We start from the raw sequence: 18,955 nt of genomic DNA, 5'->3' as shown, positions 1-18,955 counted from the left end.
ATTATGTTCTCTCCGTTCTGCTTAGCCACATATTGTCCATACCCTCTCCACGAATTTGCATCGGGTAAACATGCTCTGTTTCATCCACGGTAATATCAACAAACACTAGGCGATCTTTCATATCCAGTGCTTTTTTCATTCCCGACTCTAGCTCATCTGGTGAAGTGATACGTATACCAACATGACCATACGCTTCTGCAATCGCAGCAAAATCAGGCACAGAATCCATGTATGAATTTGAATGACGACCTTGGTAAACAATATCTTGCCACTGTTTAACCATGCCTAAGAAACGGTTGTTTAGGTTAATGATCTTCACGGGAATATCGTATTGAAGGGCAGTTGAAAGCTCTTGAATATTCATTTGAATGCTGCCATCACCGGTAACAATCACCACCTCTTCGTCTGGCTTCGCAAATTTCACCCCCATGCCGGCCGGTAAACCAAAGCCCATCGTGCCTAAACCGCCAGAGTTAATCCAACGACGCGGCTTGTTAAACGGGTAATAGAGAGCTGCAAACATTTGATGTTGGCCTACATCAGAAGCAACATACGCATCGCCATTGGTCAATTTATGCAGGGTTTCAATCACTTGCTGAGGCTTAATACGATCGGGCTGTTTCTCATAGGACAGACACTGACGATCTCGCCATACCTGAATCTCACTCCACCAGCGATCGATCGCTTCCGAGTCATTCGTGCCACTCTGCTCTTCTAAGATGGCTAGCATGCTCTCAAGCACTTTTTCAGCAGAGCCGACTATCGGCAGATCCACTTTTACATTCTTAGATATTGATGATGGATCAATATCAATATGCATGATCTTGGCGTTTGGACAGTATTTATCGAGGTTATTGGTGGTTCGATCATCAAAACGAACCCCAATACCAAAAATTAGGTCTGCATTATGCATCGCCATATTCGCTTCATAAAGGCCATGCATACCTAGCATACCGAGAGCGTTCTTGTGAGTCCCCGGGAAAGCACCTAAGCCCATCAAAGTGCTGACCACCGGAAGGTTCAACGCTTCTGATAGCTTGAGTAATTGTTGATCAGCTTCTGAAATGATCGCACCACCACCCACATACATAACCGGCTTTTTAGCCGCTAATAGTGCTTTAAGTGCTTTTTTAATCTGGCCTTTATGGCCCGTTATTGTTGGGTTATAAGAACGTAAGTTGATTGATTTAGGGTACTCATAAGGCAGTTTATTCAGAGGGCTCATCACATCTTTGGGAAGATCGATAACCACAGGGCCTGGTCGTCCTGTTGTCGAAATGTAGAAGGCCTTCTTCATTACTTCTGGGATTTCTTCGGTATTTTTCACCAAGAAACTGTGCTTCACGATTGGGCGAGAAACGCCAACAATGTCACACTCTTGAAAGGCATCGTTACCAATTAAGTTACGTGGGACGTTACCTGAGATAACAATCATTGGAATGGAATCCATATAGGCAGTAGCAATACCCGTCACCGTATTTGTGGCTCCAGGGCCTGAACACACCAACACAACACCAGGCTTCCCTGTCGCGCGCGTATAGCCATCAGCCATGTGGGTTGCCGCCTGCTCATGACGCACCAAAACATGTCTAATCTCATCGGATTTTGCATGCAAGGCATCATAAATGTCTAACACCGATCCGCCGGGGTAACCAAAAATCTGCTCGACACCTTCTTCGATCAGAGATTGAACCACCATCTCAGCACCAGATAAATTTTCCATACTCTTTCTCCTTTCCCATCGCTACCTTGATTTGGTCTATCAATTAGCTGGGTTTTGCATAGTCTAGGGCTTATTTGTAGCCTAATTCCAGTTGTCATACTTTTTGGCTATGTCTTGACTTGTAATACTCAAGCACAAGAATCTCAACAACTGTAACGTTTTATTAGCAAAGGATCTAATGCGATAAAGATCGAGATAAACGAAATCGTCTATATAATGCGAAAATTTAGGTTTAAAAAACCATCAAATAAAACTTTAACGGCTTAAGTGACCGAGGTTATAGAAATAAAAGCGTATAATTCTTTATTTGCGATGATAAAAATAGAATAAAAGAATGCTTATGGTATAAAAAAACCTCCACCAACAATTTTTACTGCCGCATGGAGGTTTTTTAAACAAGTCAAAAATTATCTCATTAAGAAATCACTTATCTTTCTTAACTTCTGTGTACATTTCTTCAATTTCATCTTGGTACTTATCGCTAATCACTTTTCTACGCAGTTTCTGAGTTGGGGTTAACTCTCCGCTGTTCATAGAAAACGCTTTTGGCAACAACTTGAACTTTTTGACTTGCTCAAATTTCGCTAACTCATCTTGCAGACCACTGACTCGGCTCTCAAACATCTCGACAATTTTATGATGCTTAACCAACTCAATACGATCGTGGTATTTGATGTTCAGCTCTTTGGCATACTCTTCCAGTGTATCAAAACAAGGGACAATTAAAGCAGACACAAATTTACGCGTGTCGGCAATCACTGCAATCTGTTCGATATAATGATCTTTACCTATGGTGCCCTCGATCATTTGCGGTGCAATGTATTTACCGTTAGAGGTTTTCATTAGTTCTTTAATGCGATCAGTAATAAAGACGTTGCCATGCTCATCAATATGGCCCGCATCACCGGTTTTTAAGAAGCCCTGTTCATCGAATGTTTTCTCGGTCTCTTCTGGCATTTTATAGTAGCCACGCATAACCATTGGACCGCGAACTAAAATTTCGTTGTTCTCACCAATTTTAACTTGAGCGCCCGGCATCGACATACCAATGGAGTCTGGGTTGAAACACTGATCATCCCAGCATGAAACCGTCGCCGTAGTTTCTGTCATGCCGTAACCAAGTTTAACGTTGATACCAATAGCGTGGAAAAATCGGCCTATGGTTTCATCCAGTTTTGCTCCGCCGCACGGCATAAAGCTGATTCGACCACCCAGCAATAAACGCAGTTTTGAAAGCACCAGTTTGTCTGCTAGCTGATGGGATTTTCTCAACATCAACGAGGGCTCACGGCCTTCCTGATGGCAAAGTGACATCTTCGCACCCATGTTTACCGCCCAGGTGAATAACACCTTACGGATAAAGGGCGCTTTGGATACTTTCTCATGAATGGCGGAGAATATCTTCTCGTAGAAACGTGGGACCGCACACATGACGGTTGGCTGAATATCACCTAACGCATCTTTTACTTGCATGGTGTCTTTCAAGTAACAGTTAGTGGCGCCCTTGTATAATACATAGAATGTCCAAGCGCGCTCAAACACGTGTGACAAGGGTAAGAAAGCCAATGACACATCTTCTTGAGTTAAACTCAATCGTTCATCATGCCCTTCTAATTGAGCCGCGATGTTCGCGTAATCGAGCATCACACCTTTAGGCTGGCCCGTGGTCCCGGAGGTATAAATTAGGGTAAGTAAATCATCTAAGCTGATATCACTAACACGTTGATTGAGTTCTGCTTGGTGAGCATCGCTGCCTTTTGCTAGGAAATCATGCCAGCTTATCGCGAAATCAAGTTCACCAACGTTAATATCATCGGACATAGCCACGATGAGTTCTAGCTGTTCGCAGTCATCGAACAAGCCAATGGCTGCATCAAACTGTTCTTGTTCACCGACAAACAAAATACGCACATCGGCGTCTTGAATAATATATGAAGCTTGGGCAGCTGTATTGGTCGGGTAGATAGGCACCGATACAGAGCGAATTTGCAGTGCGGCAAAATCTGCTATCGTCCATTGAGGCATGTTGTTGGCAAAGATGCCAACCTTATCTTGAATTCTCAGTCCGTGAGCCAATAAAGCAAGGGATAATGAATCCATTTGCTGACCAAATTGCTTCCAGCTAATTCCGTTCCAGTTGGTATTAACTTTATGTTTAAGCGCGATACGATCGCCGCCTTTTGCAATTTGCTCTCTAATACATTTGATGATGTGAAAATCTAAATTGGCCATGTCTTTTACCTTTGGCTTACACATGTAAGCTATTTGAGCGGACAAGTGTACATTCCAGTTAAAAAAAGGCAACTGACTCACTTCAAAGTTATCAATTATTCGATAATAAAAAACCTTGAACTGACTCAATCAGCTCAAGGTTTTGTTATCAATTTGTATTGAATTATTTCAATGCAACAACTTCACCGCAAATCATCATAAGTTGGTCACGGAACCAAATGTGGCCTTTGTCTTTTTCACTTGATTCGTGCCAGCTAAGGAAGCCGCTGATATTGGCGTTCTCAAACGGGAAATCGATGATTTGAAGCTGCTCTCGGTTCGCCGCGTTTTCAACCATCCAACGAGGAGCAATCGTGACTAACTCTGATTGGCCGACAACGTAAAGAACGTTACTTAAGCTCGTGCCTTCATAATAAGGTTGGCAGTCGAGATCTCGATACGCTTGCTCAGAGAAACTACGTTGGCCGTGAATTTTCGACAATTTAGCGTGCTTTTCAATCATTAATTCGTCAACAGAAACTGTACCTTGAATGCGAGCATGAGCTGTCGAGGCAACAACAACCAATTCATCTTGGAATATTTCAGTACTAGAGAAACCCTGCTCGTCGAATCGAGCATAATCGATAACAAAATCAATCTCTTGGTAACGCATACGCTCAGCAAGCTTGCGGTCAAACTCGGCATCTAAATGAAGCTTAACATTCGGTGCTTGCTCATGAACGGTTGACATAATCTTAGGAGCAAAGCGCATATCACAAGGGCTACAAATCGCGAGTTTAAATAGGCGCGTTGATGTTTCTGGTGAAAACACAGAGCTAGGTAGCTCATTACGAATAAGTTGAAGCGCTTGACGAATTGGACCAAAAAGTTGACGAGCACGTTGTGTTGGCTGAATGCCTCGGCCTTGGCGCATAAATAGCTCATCATTAAACATCACTTTTAGACGTGCAACGGCATTACTCACCGCTGGTTGAGACATCCCTAAGTTATGTGCTGCTCTTGTAATGTTTTGTTCTTGCATTACGGCATCAAACACAGTGAGCAGATTCAAATCTACCCCGCGTAAAGTACTTTCCATTCTGTAGCTTGCAATTGCACTCATCGCGTCTTTTTTATCTAACATCGGGCACGCCTCTTTGTCTCGTTATCGTCAACATTTATAATTAGTACGAAAAGAAATATAAGCCCCATCGCTATTATTCATTTCTTAGATACTTCCTAGCTGACAATTACTATCTGCGAATTAATCAATGATTAGCAACTCGATTGACAATTAATCAGTTAATTTTATCTTATATAAATAAAAAACATTGTAAAACATGATGTTAGACAATACATAAAAAACCATAAAACGGGGGTTTTATGGTTTTTATAGTTAATATTGACCAGACCTATCAATGAGCCCGTTAATATACTGTTACATTTGCACGGCATATCATTGGTCAGATAAAACGATACACTAGAGTTATAATTAGTTATAAATTTGAAACATAACTGGGAAAATCCACTTTCTCCCATAAAGACCGGCACAATAAATCTTGAGTATCCCAGCGTCCTTTATGCACCCATTCCGCTATTGCTTGTGCTACATCGGGATAGTTGACTTTTTCGCCGGGCTTTTCATCAAGCCACACCCGTACCTTAGACGCATCTAAAAACTCCATGCTCGTCGCCAATCCTAAACTATCGAGAGTAGCAACATTGCTTTGCTGTTCGAATTGTCCCGATAATGGCTTTAAGAGCAACTTTTTACCCAAAGTTAACGCTTCTGAGGGAAGCTCAAAGCCACCATTCGCGATGACACCATTACAACCATGCAGATACGATTGAAAACTTTCATGGGACAAAGGCTGCAACTCCACATTCTCAATTGTTTCAGCCTTGTTAACGTCAGGGTGAAAACAAACAAACTGATAACTCGAAAAACGAAACAATAAATTACAAATTTCATCGCTATTTTCGAATGGCAGATAGACCAATATGAAGTTCCCTTGCTCACTGGGGCAATGGATTGAATGCACTATAGGGGGAAGAATCGGCTGCTCAAAGTGATACCAATGGAGTCCAATGGCATAATCTGAAGGAGCAAAATGGTGAATCAGTTGTTTATCAAACCAGCTCGCTCCTTTAAGTGGCACGCTATAGCGAAAAGCATTCTGGTGGCTAATGCTGATGCAGGTTTTATTCTGCCATTTTGCCGCCCAGGCCGTGATGGGTTCGAAATCATTCAAAATCAAATCATACTTTGACAGGTCTAGTCGTTTGATTTCATCAATAAGCTCCAACACATTATTGTTCTTAACTGTCTTTAAATAACTCACCTGCCCATTTTCAGTTGAAAACGTTAACCCTTTTCGAGTTTGATAAGATCCAAATGCTTCCATCGAAAAGTATGTATTCTTGTCCCTACCTGAAAATAAGTAGTCAACATCAAGACCTCGTGCTTTGAGTGCCGCGCTCATGGCTCTAGCTCTGGCAATATGACCGTTCCCCGTCCCTTGTACGCCGTATAAAATTTTCATCAACTACACTCCCGCCACAGTAAGAATGAGTTGTGCACTGCCTATTCCCAGCAACGCACCAACAACAATATCCGTTAGGAAGTGGACGCCAAGTAACACTCGCGACGCGCCAATTAAACATGCCCACGCCAACGCAAAAGGCACGAGCTCCGGATAATAATGCCCGATGAGTGTGGCGATCAAAAAACCAGCGGCGGTGTGCCCAGAAGGCAAGCTATAGCGATCAGAAGGTGTAATGAAAGCGGCAATGTATGGCACGAGCTCATCTGGCCGCTTTCGTTTGACGCTATTTTTCATTATCCAGTACAACGGCAATTCAATTGCAAACGCAAAGATGATACTCCAAAAAAACATTTCTCCATTGGCGCCCCCATAGAAATAGGCAATGAGACCGAAAATGACGTAGAGATGACCGTCTCCACTGTGCGATATTGCTTTACTGATCCTCGCCACTTGATATGAAAAGCGGTGATCAAGGCAGAAAGCAGAAAAAGCCAAATCAAATTTAGTAACCGATTCAAAACTGCGCATCATGACTCCCTTTATTGGTTAACCTTGGTTGGTAACCTTGGCTGATAACACTGTGTGTTAAACCAAGCTAAGCAAGTTAAATGACAACTGGGTGACGTTTTATTTTAGATAGGATGAAGATTGCTGTGATTGGCTCTTTGTCGTAGTCAACCGTATTTGAAGGTCAGGTAGGATTCTATTCGTGACAATGCAATAGGAAAAAAACAGGGCATTAAATGAATGCCCTGTCGATACAGTTTTACTTGCTTATCTCTTTATCTCTTTTAAGCGTCTAATGATTCATGCTTATGCACCAAACCAAAATCCGCCAGCACAGCATAAGACGCCGGTATCATGAATAGCACTAAGAGCGTTGAAGCAAAAATACCAAACACAATCGAAACGACCAAAGGTTGAATAACCTGAGCTTGCAAGCTGGTTTCCGTCAACAAGGGTAACAACCCGGCCGCGGTTGTCATTGATGTTAAAAACACCGCACGAAAGCGCTCTTGACTCGCTTTAACAACAGACTGATGAACCGAGTCTCCTTCATCGACGTGATGGCGAATATACTGCACCAATAAAATAGAGTCATTCACGACGATGCCAGCCAGTGAAACAAACCCCATGAGACTGGGCATACTGAGCGAATACCCTAAGATTAAATGCCCCCAGACAACGCCGATAAAGGCCAAAGGAATCGCTAGCATCACAACGAAAGGCTCTAAATAGCTACGGAATTGGTAACTTAAGATGGCAAAAACGCCAAATAGCCCAAGTAGGAACCCTTTCCCCATCGAAGCCCCTGTCTTCGCTGCATCTTTGGCTTCACCTTCAAAATCAAAGCGCAATCCTTGGTATTTTTCTAATAATTTGGGTGCCATCTCCTGTCTAAATTGAGCCACAATGGCCGATGAACTGGTTTTGTTATTATCAATATCACCAAAGATACTGACCGTTCGCAAGCCATCGATTCGCTGAATCCGAACGTAGTTACGCTGAAAATCGAGGGTTGCGATGGTCGCCAGTGGCACTTGGTTTCCGTCAGCTAAGAAAATGGGGAAATTGGATAGCTGTTGTAGGTCACCCGCTTCGACTTTATTAAGGCGAACCTCAATGCTGATATTTTCAACCCCGACTTGAATTTCATCGGCCGTTTGACCAAAGAAGGCCGCACGCAGTTGACTCGCTATCATTTGGCCATTCACACCATAAGTCTCAGCACCGGGTCTCAGTTTAACCAGTATCTCTTCTTTACCCATGCGCATGTCATCTAACACACCGGATACACCAGAAAATTGATTCAGATATTGCTGAATATCAATCGACGCCGCTTTAAGCTCGTCAAGATCATCGTGCTTGATTCGAATATCAATGGCTCGTCCACCAGGGCCCATTGTCGGTTGTTTAAAGACCAGAGAGACAGGATCGGCGAGCTCTCCGACATCTTCTCTCCAGGCTGAAATAAAATCGTCAATGAGCGTATTTCGAATCTCAGCGCTAAGAAGATCAAGCCGAACGGTAGCTAAATGGGGACCGGATTCATTCGCATCCGCATTGACGTTGAATTGAGTCGTGATATTGATAACCAGCGGCTCACCATTTTCGGCATCCTCGCTCAATTGAGCATTAAGACGCTCGGCTGAAGCGACAATAGTATCCACCACTCGCTCAGTTTGAGACAACGATGCGCCCGGCGGCAGGATGACTCGAGCCTCTGCGATATCGCCATCTAAATCCGGGAAGGGTTGAAACTTGAGCGCGCCTCCAGCAATGGTTGCGACAGAGATCAGCATTAATGCGACAACGCTTCCCAAAAACGCGTAGCGATACTCAACCACTTTGGTGACGGCATTAACCAGCTGTTTATTACGAAATTGCTCAAACTTTTCTAACAGGGCTTTTTTAAACTTCGCAGGCTCTCGCTCATTCTTCTGATTATGAAGCGAATGAGACAGGTGATTAGGAAGAATCAGAAAAGCTTCCACCAAACTTAATACCAACACTAAGATCAGCACTTGTGGCACCGCTTTTAACACCGCGCCCATCTCTCCTTCAATAAACAGTAAGCTACCAAAAATACAAATGGTGGTTAAAAAAGAGGAAAGCACCCCGGGAAACACCTTTTTTACGCCATTGATAACGGCTTCATCAACGCTTTGACCTTTGTCGAGATGCGATGCCACCGATTCTGCAATCACGATAGCGTCATCCATCATGATCCCGATGGCCATGAGCAGCCCGACTAAAGACATAATATTGATGGATAAACCGAGGTTGGCCATTAAAAATAGCCCACCTAAAAACGCAACGGGTAGCCCGGCTGCAACCCAAAAGGAGTAGCGAAAGCTGAAAAATAGCCACATGGTCGCAAACACCAAGACGATCCCTTGCCAGCCATTACTGGTCATCATCGTCAGGCGATCCCATAACAGTGATGACAGATCGTTAGTCAACTCGAGTGTCACTCCATCGGGAGCAATCAATTGCTGATGCGCAACAAATTCAGACACTCTATCTTTGATTCTAAGGGCATCATCTTCCTTGTTCTTACTCACCTTTAACATCGCAGAAGGATGACCATTAAAATAGACTTTTTGCTCATCTAACTCGAACTGATCGGTGATCGTGGCAATATCTTTTAAACGAATTAATGACCCATTAGGCCCAGAACCAACGACGATGCTTTCTAGTTCGAGCGGGCTAATGCGTCTTTCATCGAATCGAATCAGAAAGTTCTTATCGGTGGTTTCTACATTACCGCTTGGCAATTTCACATTCTGACGTTTTATTTGATCGGCAATATCCCCTACGCTGATCCCCAACTGCCTTACGGCTTGCAAATCTAACTCCACACGAAACTGATGATCAGAAAAGCCGCTCACCTCAACCAGAGAAACATCATAATCAAGCTTCAAGGTTCGCTTTAACTTTTCGGCGTAGTCTTTTAGTTCAGGCCAAGTGGTATTAGCAGAAATAGCGATATCAACCACAGGCTCGTTCCAATCGAGCTCTTGAACCATTGGTGATTCAATTTCTTCAGGAAAGTCATTGATGGCATTGATCTGAGTTTGCACATCCACCAGCATACGGCCGATGTCGGCTTTACTGCCCAACTTGAGTATTAACCGAGCGGATCCTTCTATCGCTTCACATCGAGTTTCTTCAATGTTCGCTAAGCCATCCACAGCGTCTTCCATTCGGACACAGATACTCTCTTCCACTTCTTGAGGGGAAGCGCCAGGGTAAACAACGGCGGCCATAATATAAGGGGGCGAAAATTCAGGGAATGTTTCGCGTTTAATGGTAGATAGACTTGAAATACCCAATATAAGTAACGCAAGCATCAGTAGATTAGCGGCCGTAGGGTGGCGCGAGAAAAAGCGAATCATCGTTCAGATTCCTCGATCTTTGGGGCTGATTTTTGTTCCAGCTCTTTGAGTTGCATTCCTTCGATTGCGGGCAATAAATCGTTCAAAATCAATCGTTGTCCATGCTCAATATCACCGTCGATGATCACATGGTTGTCGCGACGGTAAAGTACCTCTATGGTTTTGATCACCAAGCGATTGTCATCATCTTTTAGATAGATGCGATTACCGTGTAGGGCTCTTTCTGGAATCACCCAACTTGGGTTAGCCTGCCCTTCTATTGAAGCCTTTACGAACATGCCATTGACTAAAGGAGGAACTGAAGTGGGGGTAAGATCTTTGTAGTTTTGTTGAATCTCCAAAATCACCCCGGCCGTCGCTTGATTATAATCGACCGTTTCACTGACCCTTGCCACTTTAGCAGGCCAGGTGACGTTCAAACTGCCACTATTTAGCTCAATAGTGGCTTTTGGAAAAGCCAAGTCGGCTTGAGGGATACCCGATTCATTGCGGCTAAATTCACCCAATGTTGATGCCAAGGTTTGCAAGTCGTGTATAGAGAGTTGTGCTTCTACTTCCATGACATCGATACCGTGAGCGATGATCATTGTTTGTTGTTGATTCACCACTTGCTGCTGTTCAATATCGACTTCGGCAATGCGTAAGTTTTGCGGCAATACAATGGAAGTTTTCGCTAATAGCCTCTGAGCTTCTTGTACCTTTGCAGCCGCAACCTTCACCGCTGCTTCCGCTACCCTTCTATCATCAGGCATGGTGATCAATTGATGTTCTATATCGAGCACCAGCTTTTGCTGCGATAGACTACTCTGTTTTTGCTGATCCACATCCGACTGTGATGTTAAGCCTTTTTTACGCAAGTCGAGTTTTCGCTGAAGTTCGGTGTTGGCAATCTTCAAACGATTCTTTTCGATATCTAACGTCTGCTTAAGATTCTTTTCATCTAAATTCAGCTTAGTCAGTGACGTTTTACTCGATTTATAATCGGCTTCCGCCTGTACCAGCTTCAATTCATAATCGAGAGGGTCGATTCGTAAGACTTCTGTCCCTGCTGGGATTATCTGTCCTTTTTCAAGGTTTGGATGACGGTACACAACCTTACCCGTGACCTCTGAAATGGCTGACCATTCCACTTTTGGCAGCACTTTACCAAACCCTATAGCCAGTGGCGCCATGGACGTTAATTGAAGCGGTATCGTTTCGACTAAGCGTGCACGATCCTGTGCTGGCTTAACGGGTAATGATGGCTTCATTTTAATCGCCAGGACCAACACGACAACGCCAATGATGACAGCAGGAATAAACAAAAACTTACGATTTACGGCCATTCTTATGTCCTTATATAACGTCAGGGGTTAGGAATCCCTGAGTAATGAGTTTTATATTGTGCTCAAATAATTGAGACAAGAAATCAGCATTCAGTTCAACACCATGTAAACGAAGCATGGCAGGAGGCGCAAGAAAAGGAAAAACCATTAAACTGATGTAGGAAAACCGACACAGTTTAGCATCCATTTCTGAGCGAATAACCCCGCTAGACAATAACTTATCAAAGATAATTACTTGCATTGGTTGAGTAATATCTAAAAACACTTTTTCGACTAATTGGCGCTGAGAGTCATTGGCGGGCATATTCATGACTTGGACGATTAAACGAGGCAGCTTAGGGGTTTTAATCATGACCTGATAATAGGTTCGCATCAGGTCAATCAGATTTTTATGAGTACTGTCTTTAACCAGCTTGCTCATTTGCTGACGCATCGGTGATAAAGCATCACGCAACATCGCTTCAAACAGTCCTTCTTTATTGCCAAAGTAGTAGCGAATCATCGCAATATTGACACCGGCTTTATCCGCTATTTTTCGAGTGGACACTTTGTCATAAGACATCAACGTGAATAATTCTTGCGCACTCGCTAAAAGCTTATCTCTCGACTCAGTGTCTTGACGCGGTCGCCCTACTTTTCTCTCGCTATTGCTCATGGTTATCCCACATATTAATCAACCGATTAATTATAGGCAGATAAAATCGCAACCGATAGGTTAATAATTAATCACAAGTTCATCATTTGATTAATTTATGGATCTTCGCAATTTCAGTGGCTAACTGATCCGATATGAGTAAAAAATCAACTTAATGGTTGACGTTGTAACTGGAGTGCGGTACTAATTTGTTAACTTAATTTTGTGGTTTCTTTAACTCTCTATAGGAAGCAGTTAACAATGACAAAGCAATTTTCTATCCTGCTCAACCTCCTCCTTATCGTGAAACAATCGCGCGGGTAGGTCATGGAAGAAAATTAGCCACACAAGAATTCCAAAAGCCCGCACTGAGATGCGGGTTTTTTTGTAGTTATGGACTGGAAGTAAACGATTAACTGACGCTAAGACGTCTAATCACTAAGGAAGCAAATATGAGTAATCAGGTCATTATATTCGACACCACGTTACGTGATGGTGAGCAAGCATTGTCAGCAAGTTTGACCGTTAAAGAGAAACTGCAAATTGCTTACGCACTCGAACGCCTTGGTGTTGATGTGATAGAAGCTGGTTTCCCTGTGTCCTCTCCGGGTGATTTTGAATCTGTTCAAACCATCGCTCGTCACATCAAGAATAGCCGCATCTGTGGTCTTTCTAGAGCCGTTGCAAAAGACATAGATGCAGCAGCAGAAGCATTGAAAGTGGCCGAAGCGTTTCGTATTCATACTTTCATTTCAACCTCGACGATTCACGTGCAAGATAAATTGCGTCGTAGCTATGATGACGTCGTTGAAATGGGGGTAAAAGCGGTTAAACATGCTCGTAAATACACCGATGACGTCGAGTTTTCGTGTGAAGATGCAGGGCGAACACCGATTGACGACCTTTGCCGCATGGTAGAAGCTGCGATCAACGCAGGGGCAAACACCATTAATATTCCCGATACGGTTGGCTACACGGTACCGAATGAATTTGGTGGCATTATTCAAACACTGTTCAACCGCGTACCTAATATTGATAAAGCAATCATATCGGTACACTGTCATGATGACTTGGGTATGTCTGTTGCCAACTCAATTTCAGCTGTCCAAGCGGGTGCTCGCCAAGTTGAGGGAACCATTAACGGTATCGGTGAGCGTGCAGGTAATTGCTCATTAGAAGAAATAGCCATGATCATCAAGACTCGCGAGGAATTGCTAGGTGTTCATACGGGCCTAAAACACGATGAAATTCACCGCACCAGCAAACTGGTTAGCCAACTTTGTAATATGCCGATACAAGACAACAAAGCGATTGTTGGCGCCAATGCCTTTAGTCACTCCTCAGGTATTCACCAAGACGGTATGATTAAGAATAAGAACACTTATGAAATCATGACCCCTGAGTCTATTGGTCTGAAGAACAAGGCATTAAACCTTACCAGTCGAAGTGGCCGTGCGGCAGTAAAGAACCACATGGACTCTATGGGATATAAAGACGAAGAATACAGCCTAGATGCTTTGTATGAAGACTTCTTAAAATTGGCCGATCGCAAAGGCCAAGTCTTTGATTACGATTTGGAAGCATTGGTCCACTTCTCAAACCTTCGTGAAGAAGACGACTTCTTCAAGTTGAACTATCTAAGTGTTCAGTCTGGCAGTGTCATGGCTACAACGAGTATTAAGATGCTTTGTGGCGATAAAGAGACATCAGAAGCCGCGGTTGGTAACGGCCCTGTTGACGCTCTTTACCAGTGTATCTATCGAGTTACAGGTTATGATATTGTGCTAGATAAATTTGACCTAACCGCGAAAGGTGAAGGGGAAGATGGTTTAGGTCAAGCTGACATCATCGCCAACTATAAAGGCAGGAAATACCACGGAACCGGTATTTCTACTGATATCGTCGAAGCATCAGGCCAAGCGTTACTGCACGTAATTAATAGCATTCATAGAGCCGATGAAATCGCTGAAATTAAACAAAATAAAGTCGCGACGGTATAAGCCCAAACAGAATAAATGCGTTCATGCCTGAATAAGAGCTCCTTATTAGGCGTGAACCAAAAACATCATATATTTAAAGGATTAACATGACAGACAAAAATTACAAAATCGCAATTTTACCCGGTGATGGCATTGGCCCTGAAGTCATGCAGCAAGCGCATAAAGTACTTGATGCTATTCAGAAGAAGCACGCGATCAGCTTCGCTCGTGAAGAATACGATGTCGGCGGTATTGCGATTGACAATCATGGCTGCCCACTTCCAGAAACCACTATCAAAGGCTGTGAAGAATCTGACGCGGTATTATTTGGCTCTGTCGGTGGCCCAAAATGGGAACACCTTCCGCCTAATGATCAACCAGAGCGTGGCGCACTGCTCCCGCTACGTAAGCACTTCCAACTGTTTTGTAATTTACGTCCAGCTCAAATTCATACGGGCCTAGAAAATTTCTCACCGCTTCGCGCCGATATTTCTGAGCGTGGGTTTGATATTGTCGTGGTTCGTGAATTAACTGGCGGTATTTACTTTGGGCAACCTAAAGGCCGTGAAGGCGAAGGCGCTAACGAAAAAGCATTCGATACTGAAATCTATCACCGTTTTGAAATCGAACGCATTGCTAAAATTGCCTTTGAGTCGGCTCGCCTACGTGGCAAAAAAGTATGCTCTGTCGATAAAGCCAATGTACTGCAAAGCTCAATATTGTGGCGTGAAGTGGTAGAAGAGATTGCCAAAGACTATCCAGATGTCGAGCTTTCTCATATCTATATTGATAACGCGACCATGCAGTTAATTAAAGATCCTTCTCAATTCGACGTGATGCTTTGCTCGAACATTTTCGGTGACATCATTTCTGATGAGTGTGCAATGATTACAGGCTCTATGGGCATGTTGCCATCCGCTAGTCTTAATGAAAGCCAATTTGGTCTGTATGAACCTGCAGGTGGAAGCGCTCCAGATATCGCTGGTAAGAACATTGCAAACCCAGTGGCTCAGATTTTATCTGCTGCGTTAATGCTTCGTTATAGCTTAAACGAAGAAGAAGCGGCTCAAGATATTGAAAGCGCCGTTTCTAAAGCACTATCAGCAGGAGAACTTACCGCTGATCTTGCTGGCAACAATCCAGCACTGACTACCTCAGAAATGGGCGATAAGATCGCTGAATATATTTTAAATTCATAATAATAATGACTGTCGTCAATTAAGTACGCTAACGCCCATGACTCGAACCTTTTCTGATTTATGGGCATAACACAGTGACAACGGCGACAAGGAAAGGAAGCAACAATGTCTAAAACACTGTATGAAAAAGTCTACGACGCGCACGTAGCTGTCGAAGCGGAAGGCGAAAACCCTATCCTTTATATTGACCGCCATCTGGTTCACGAAGTGACTTCCCCGCAAGCGTTTGACGGCTTGCGAGAAAAAGGACGAAAAGTTCGCCAAGTCAGCAAGACGTTTGCCACGATGGATCATAACGTTTCAACAACAACCAAAGACATCACTGCCTCAGGGAAAATGGCGCAAATCCAGATGGAAACGCTATCAAAAAACTGTGAAGACTTCGGTGTTACCCTCTACGACCTTAACCATAAATACCAAGGTATCGTGCACGTGATGGGGCCTGAGCTAGGCATTACTCTACCTGGCATGACGATTGTTTGTGGTGACTCGCATACTGCTACTCACGGCGCATTTGGTTCACTAGCATTTGGTATCGGCACCTCTGAAGTAGAGCACGTTCTCGCAACTCAAACGTTAAAGCAAGCTCGTGCTAAAACGATGAAAATCGAAGTAAAAGGCAAAGTAGCGGCGGGGATTACGGCTAAAGATATTGTTCTCGCTATCATCGGAAAAACAACCGCAGCAGGCGGTACAGGCTATGTAGTTGAATTCTGTGGTGAAGCGATCACCGATCTTTCTATGGAAGGTCGAATGACCGTGTGTAACATGGCTATCGAATTGGGGGCCAAAGCGGGCCTTATCGCGCCGGATGACACCACGTTTGAATACATTAAAGGACGTAAGTTCTCACCACAAGGTGCCGAGTTTGATGCGGCTGTTGAGTACTGGAAAACACTCACTACCGATACAGATGCACAGTTTGACGCTGTTGTGACATTAGACGCTGCGGACATCAAGCCACAAGTTACTTGGGGCACAAACCCTGGACAAGTTATTTCAGTAGACACTCCAATTCCTTCACCAGAAAGTTTTTCAGATCCTGTAGAGAGAGCCTCGGCTGAAAAGGCACTAGCCTATATGGGACTGGAAGCAGGTAAAGCACTGTCTGATTATAACGTTGATAAAGTATTCGTTGGCTCTTGCACAAACTCTCGTATCGAAGACATGCGTGCGGCAGCAGAAGTTGCAAAAGGCCGCAAAGTCGCTTCACATGTCCAGGCGCTTATCGTACCAGGTTCAGAACAAGTTAAAGCGCAAGCTGAAGCTGAAGGTCTAGACAAAATATTCATTGAAGCAGGCTTTGAGTGGCGTTTACCTGGGTGCTCTATGTGCCTAGCAATGAACAATGACCGCTTAGGTCCACATGAGCGCTGTGCATCAACATCAAACCGTAATTTTGAGGGCCGTCAGGGTCGTGATGGACGTACTCACCTAGTTAGCCCAGCGATGGCAGCGGCAGCGGCAGTCGCTGGTCACTTTATCGATATTCGCGAACTTTAGGAGGCAAGTTTTATGTCAGGTTTCAAGCAGCATACAGGTTTAGTCGTTCCTTTAGATACGGCAAACATCGATACTGATGCCATTATCCCAAAACAGTTTTTGCAAAGAGTTTCTCGCCTAGGATTTGGTAAAAACCTTTTCCATGATTGGAGATTCTTGGATGACGCTGGTGAGCAACCAAACCCAGAGTTTGTGATGAATGCACCACGCTATCAAGGCGCTTCTATTCTATTAGCTCGTGAAAACTTCGGCTGTGGTTCATCTCGTGAACACGCGCCTTGGGCACTGGCTGACTATGGAATTCAAGCCATGATTGCTCCAAGCTTTGCCGATATTTTCTACGGTAATTCAATCAATAATCAAATGGTTCCCGTGCGCTTAACAGAGCAAGAAGTCGATGAAATATTTCAATTTGTTGAAGCCAACGAAGGGGCTCAAGTCGAAGTTGATTTAGAAGCGATGAAAGTCAGAGCTAACGAAAAAGAATACGATTTTGAAATTGACGAATTTCGTCGTCACTGCCTGCTGAACGGTTTAGATAATATCGGCTTAACACTGCAGCATGAAGATAAAATTTCGGCTTATGAAGCGAATATTCCAAGCTTCTTAAAATAACGAAAAATTCATTCCAATTATCTTGAATCTATATCGTCAAAGGCTGGTCGTCATGAACCAGCCTTTTTTATGAAAGGAATCTCATCGAATAGAGGTCTTATTACTAAATCTAACTGGATGTAAAACATGAAAATAATAATCACCTTACTTTCACTCACTTTAGCTTTTGGCGTAAGTGCTGCACCAAAGTCAGAGCTTTGGCCACATTGGAACAAGAGTAATGAAAATAGTAATCAAACAATCACACATACTGAATGGGATGATTTGCTAAATACATACGTTGTTTCCGAAGGACAACACAATCTCTTTAAGTACTCGACAATATCAAAAGAAGATAAAGAAAAGCTCGAATCCTACCTTGAGAAACTCTCATCTGTCACTCCTCAGCAATACTCTAAAAATGAACAATATGCCTATTGGGTAAACCTGTATAACGCGATTACCGCTAATATAGTTTTAGACCATTACCCAGTAAAATCGATAACCAAGATAGGTGGCTTATTTAGCTTTGGTCCTTGGGAGCAGGAAGTGATCACTATCGATGGAAAGAAACTAACCCTCAATGACATTGAACACCGTATCCTTAGGCCGATTTGGCAAGATCCTAGAACGCACTACGTGCTAAATTGTGCAAGTTTAGGATGCCCAAACCTACAGCCAATGGCATTAACAGCTGACAACACCAATGTACTGCTAGAGCAAGCCGCCTATCAATTTATTAATAGCGACAAAGGCGCTTACTTAACAACAAATAAGCTACAGTTATCTTCGATTTATGACTGGTTTAAAAGTGATTTTGGTACTGAAGAGGAACTATTTAAACATCTTGGTCACTATCGCCCCGATCTATCCCACTATAAAGGGAAGCTTACTTATGAGTACGATTGGCAGCTAAATAGCAAATAGGCGGCGATAATATTCTGTGTTCTAAATAGAAAAACCTCAGCATTTCTGCTGAGGTTTATTTTTCATCTCAACGCTTATAAAGCGGAGGAATAATTAAAGTCTGGCGATGTCCTACTCTCACATGGGGAAGCCCCACACTACCATCGGCGCTATTGCGTTTCACTTCTGAGTTCGGCATGGAATCAGGTGGGTCCACAATGCTATGGTCGCCAAACAAAACTGTTAACTAACGTTATTACATTAGCATTTTGTCTGGTGCTGATACCCAGACTCGAACTGGGGACCTCACCCTTACCAAGGGTGCGCTCTACCGGGCTGAGCTATATCAGCATAAACTTTTTGTCCATAGGACTAAAAAAGCCCGCTCTACAACGGGCTATTTTATAAATTAAAGCCTGGCGATGTCCTACTCTCA

13 protein-coding genes, 1 tRNA gene and 1 rRNA gene are annotated in these 18,955 nt (G+C 43.5%); 5 read left to right on the top strand and 10 right to left on the bottom strand.

Annotated features, from left to right (window positions below):
• Position 1: 1 nt before the first annotated feature.
• The 8 genes from A1QO_RS10185 to A1QO_RS10150 all read right to left on the bottom strand — a co-directional run bounded on the left by A1QO_RS10185 (position 2) and on the right by A1QO_RS10150 (position 12,359).
• A complete protein-coding gene (locus tag A1QO_RS10185; RefSeq protein ID WP_017036556.1) occupies positions 2-1,723 on the bottom strand; it encodes an acetolactate synthase 3 large subunit in 1,722 nt (573 codons plus the stop codon).
• 423 nt (positions 1,724-2,146) lie between these two features.
• Positions 2,147-3,955: an AMP-dependent synthetase/ligase gene (locus A1QO_RS10180; RefSeq protein WP_017036555.1), complete on the bottom strand. Its 1,809-nt coding sequence runs from the start codon at positions 3,953-3,955 to the stop codon at positions 2,147-2,149.
• A gap of 163 nt (positions 3,956-4,118) precedes the next feature.
• Entirely contained in the window at positions 4,119-5,078 is a 960-nt protein-coding gene (gene leuO / locus A1QO_RS10175; RefSeq protein WP_017039224.1) for a transcriptional regulator LeuO, read from the bottom strand.
• A 352-nt stretch (positions 5,079-5,430) separates the two neighbouring features.
• Positions 5,431-6,477 (bottom strand): MJ1255/VC2487 family glycosyltransferase, encoded by a 1,047-nt coding sequence (locus A1QO_RS10170; protein ID WP_017038108.1) that lies wholly within the window; start codon positions 6,475-6,477, stop codon positions 5,431-5,433.
• Between the two features lie 3 nt (positions 6,478-6,480).
• The gene (locus tag A1QO_RS10165) at positions 6,481-7,008 is read right to left on the bottom strand and encodes a phosphatase PAP2 family protein (protein WP_017036552.1); all 528 of its coding nucleotides are present in this window, start codon (positions 7,006-7,008) and stop codon (positions 6,481-6,483) included.
• 263 nt (positions 7,009-7,271) lie between these two features.
• Positions 7,272-10,379 (bottom strand): efflux RND transporter permease subunit, encoded by a 3,108-nt coding sequence (locus A1QO_RS10160; protein WP_017038109.1) that lies wholly within the window; start codon positions 10,377-10,379, stop codon positions 7,272-7,274.
• A complete protein-coding gene (locus A1QO_RS10155) occupies positions 10,376-11,704 on the bottom strand; it encodes an efflux RND transporter periplasmic adaptor subunit (protein WP_017036550.1) in 1,329 nt (442 codons plus the stop codon). Before A1QO_RS10155 ends, A1QO_RS10160 begins: the two co-directional genes overlap by 4 nt.
• Before the next feature lie 10 nt (positions 11,705-11,714).
• Complete coding sequence (locus tag A1QO_RS10150; protein ID WP_017039223.1) at positions 11,715-12,359, bottom strand: TetR/AcrR family transcriptional regulator; 645 nt, start codon at positions 12,357-12,359, stop codon at positions 11,715-11,717.
• A 431-nt stretch (positions 12,360-12,790) separates the two neighbouring features.
• On the opposite strand from A1QO_RS10150, the gene leuA reads away from it, so the two are divergent.
• From leuA to A1QO_RS10125, 5 genes are all read left to right on the top strand, one after another.
• On the top strand, positions 12,791-14,338 hold the full coding sequence (gene leuA / locus A1QO_RS10145) for a 2-isopropylmalate synthase (protein ID WP_017036548.1): 1,548 nt from the start codon (positions 12,791-12,793) through the stop codon (positions 14,336-14,338).
• A gap of 86 nt (positions 14,339-14,424) precedes the next feature.
• Positions 14,425-15,516 (top strand): 3-isopropylmalate dehydrogenase, encoded by a 1,092-nt coding sequence (leuB, locus tag A1QO_RS10140; protein ID WP_017039222.1) that lies wholly within the window; start codon positions 14,425-14,427, stop codon positions 15,514-15,516.
• A gap of 105 nt (positions 15,517-15,621) precedes the next feature.
• Complete coding sequence (gene leuC, locus A1QO_RS10135) at positions 15,622-17,019, top strand: 3-isopropylmalate dehydratase large subunit (protein ID WP_017038111.1); 1,398 nt, start codon at positions 15,622-15,624, stop codon at positions 17,017-17,019.
• Between the two features lie 12 nt (positions 17,020-17,031).
• Positions 17,032-17,634, top strand: coding sequence for a 3-isopropylmalate dehydratase small subunit (leuD, locus tag A1QO_RS10130; RefSeq protein ID WP_017036545.1), 603 nt, complete (start codon positions 17,032-17,034; stop codon positions 17,632-17,634).
• Between the two features lie 126 nt (positions 17,635-17,760).
• The gene (locus A1QO_RS10125; RefSeq protein ID WP_017039221.1) at positions 17,761-18,540 is read left to right on the top strand and encodes a DUF547 domain-containing protein; all 780 of its coding nucleotides are present in this window, start codon (positions 17,761-17,763) and stop codon (positions 18,538-18,540) included.
• A gap of 98 nt (positions 18,541-18,638) precedes the next feature.
• Here the strand turns inward: A1QO_RS10125 and rrf are convergent.
• Together rrf and A1QO_RS10115 are read right to left on the bottom strand one after the other, a co-directional pair.
• Positions 18,639-18,754 (bottom strand): 5S ribosomal RNA (gene rrf / locus A1QO_RS10120).
• Positions 18,755-18,793: 39 nt separating this feature from the next.
• Positions 18,794-18,870: transfer RNA gene (locus A1QO_RS10115), tRNA-Thr, on the bottom strand.
• Between the last annotated feature and the right edge of the window lie 85 nt (positions 18,871-18,955).

Origin of the sequence: Vibrio genomosp. F10 str. ZF-129, from assembly GCF_000287055.2 — a bacterium.
In the GTDB taxonomy this organism is placed as follows: Bacteria; Pseudomonadota; Gammaproteobacteria; order Enterobacterales; family Vibrionaceae; genus Vibrio.
Note: the sequence above shows the minus strand (reverse complement) of the source record. Positions and strands in the feature narration are given on the sequence as shown.

Excerpts from the sequence above, each read along its gene's own strand:
- A1QO_RS10185 (WP_017036556.1), bottom strand. The coding sequence starts at position 1,723 with ATGGAAAATTTATCTGGTGCTGAGATGGTGGTTCAATCTCTGATCGAA.
- A1QO_RS10180 (WP_017036555.1), bottom strand. The coding sequence starts at position 3,955 with ATGGCCAATTTAGATTTTCACATCATCAAATGTATTAGAGAGCAAATT.
- leuO (WP_017039224.1), bottom strand. The coding sequence starts at position 5,078 with ATGTTAGATAAAAAAGACGCGATGAGTGCAATTGCAAGCTACAGAATG.
- A1QO_RS10170 (WP_017038108.1), bottom strand. The coding sequence starts at position 6,477 with ATGAAAATTTTATACGGCGTACAAGGGACGGGGAACGGTCATATTGCC.
- A1QO_RS10165 (WP_017036552.1), bottom strand. The coding sequence starts at position 7,008 with ATGCGCAGTTTTGAATCGGTTACTAAATTTGATTTGGCTTTTTCTGCT.
- A1QO_RS10160 (WP_017038109.1), bottom strand. The coding sequence starts at position 10,379 with ATGATTCGCTTTTTCTCGCGCCACCCTACGGCCGCTAATCTACTGATG.
- A1QO_RS10155 (WP_017036550.1), bottom strand. The coding sequence starts at position 11,704 with ATGGCCGTAAATCGTAAGTTTTTGTTTATTCCTGCTGTCATCATTGGC.
- A1QO_RS10150 (WP_017039223.1), bottom strand. The coding sequence starts at position 12,359 with ATGAGCAATAGCGAGAGAAAAGTAGGGCGACCGCGTCAAGACACTGAG.
- leuA (WP_017036548.1), top strand. The coding sequence starts at position 12,791 with ATGAGTAATCAGGTCATTATATTCGACACCACGTTACGTGATGGTGAG.
- leuB (WP_017039222.1), top strand. The coding sequence starts at position 14,425 with ATGACAGACAAAAATTACAAAATCGCAATTTTACCCGGTGATGGCATT.
- leuC (WP_017038111.1), top strand. The coding sequence starts at position 15,622 with ATGTCTAAAACACTGTATGAAAAAGTCTACGACGCGCACGTAGCTGTC.
- leuD (WP_017036545.1), top strand. The coding sequence starts at position 17,032 with ATGTCAGGTTTCAAGCAGCATACAGGTTTAGTCGTTCCTTTAGATACG.
- A1QO_RS10125 (WP_017039221.1), top strand. The coding sequence starts at position 17,761 with ATGAAAATAATAATCACCTTACTTTCACTCACTTTAGCTTTTGGCGTA.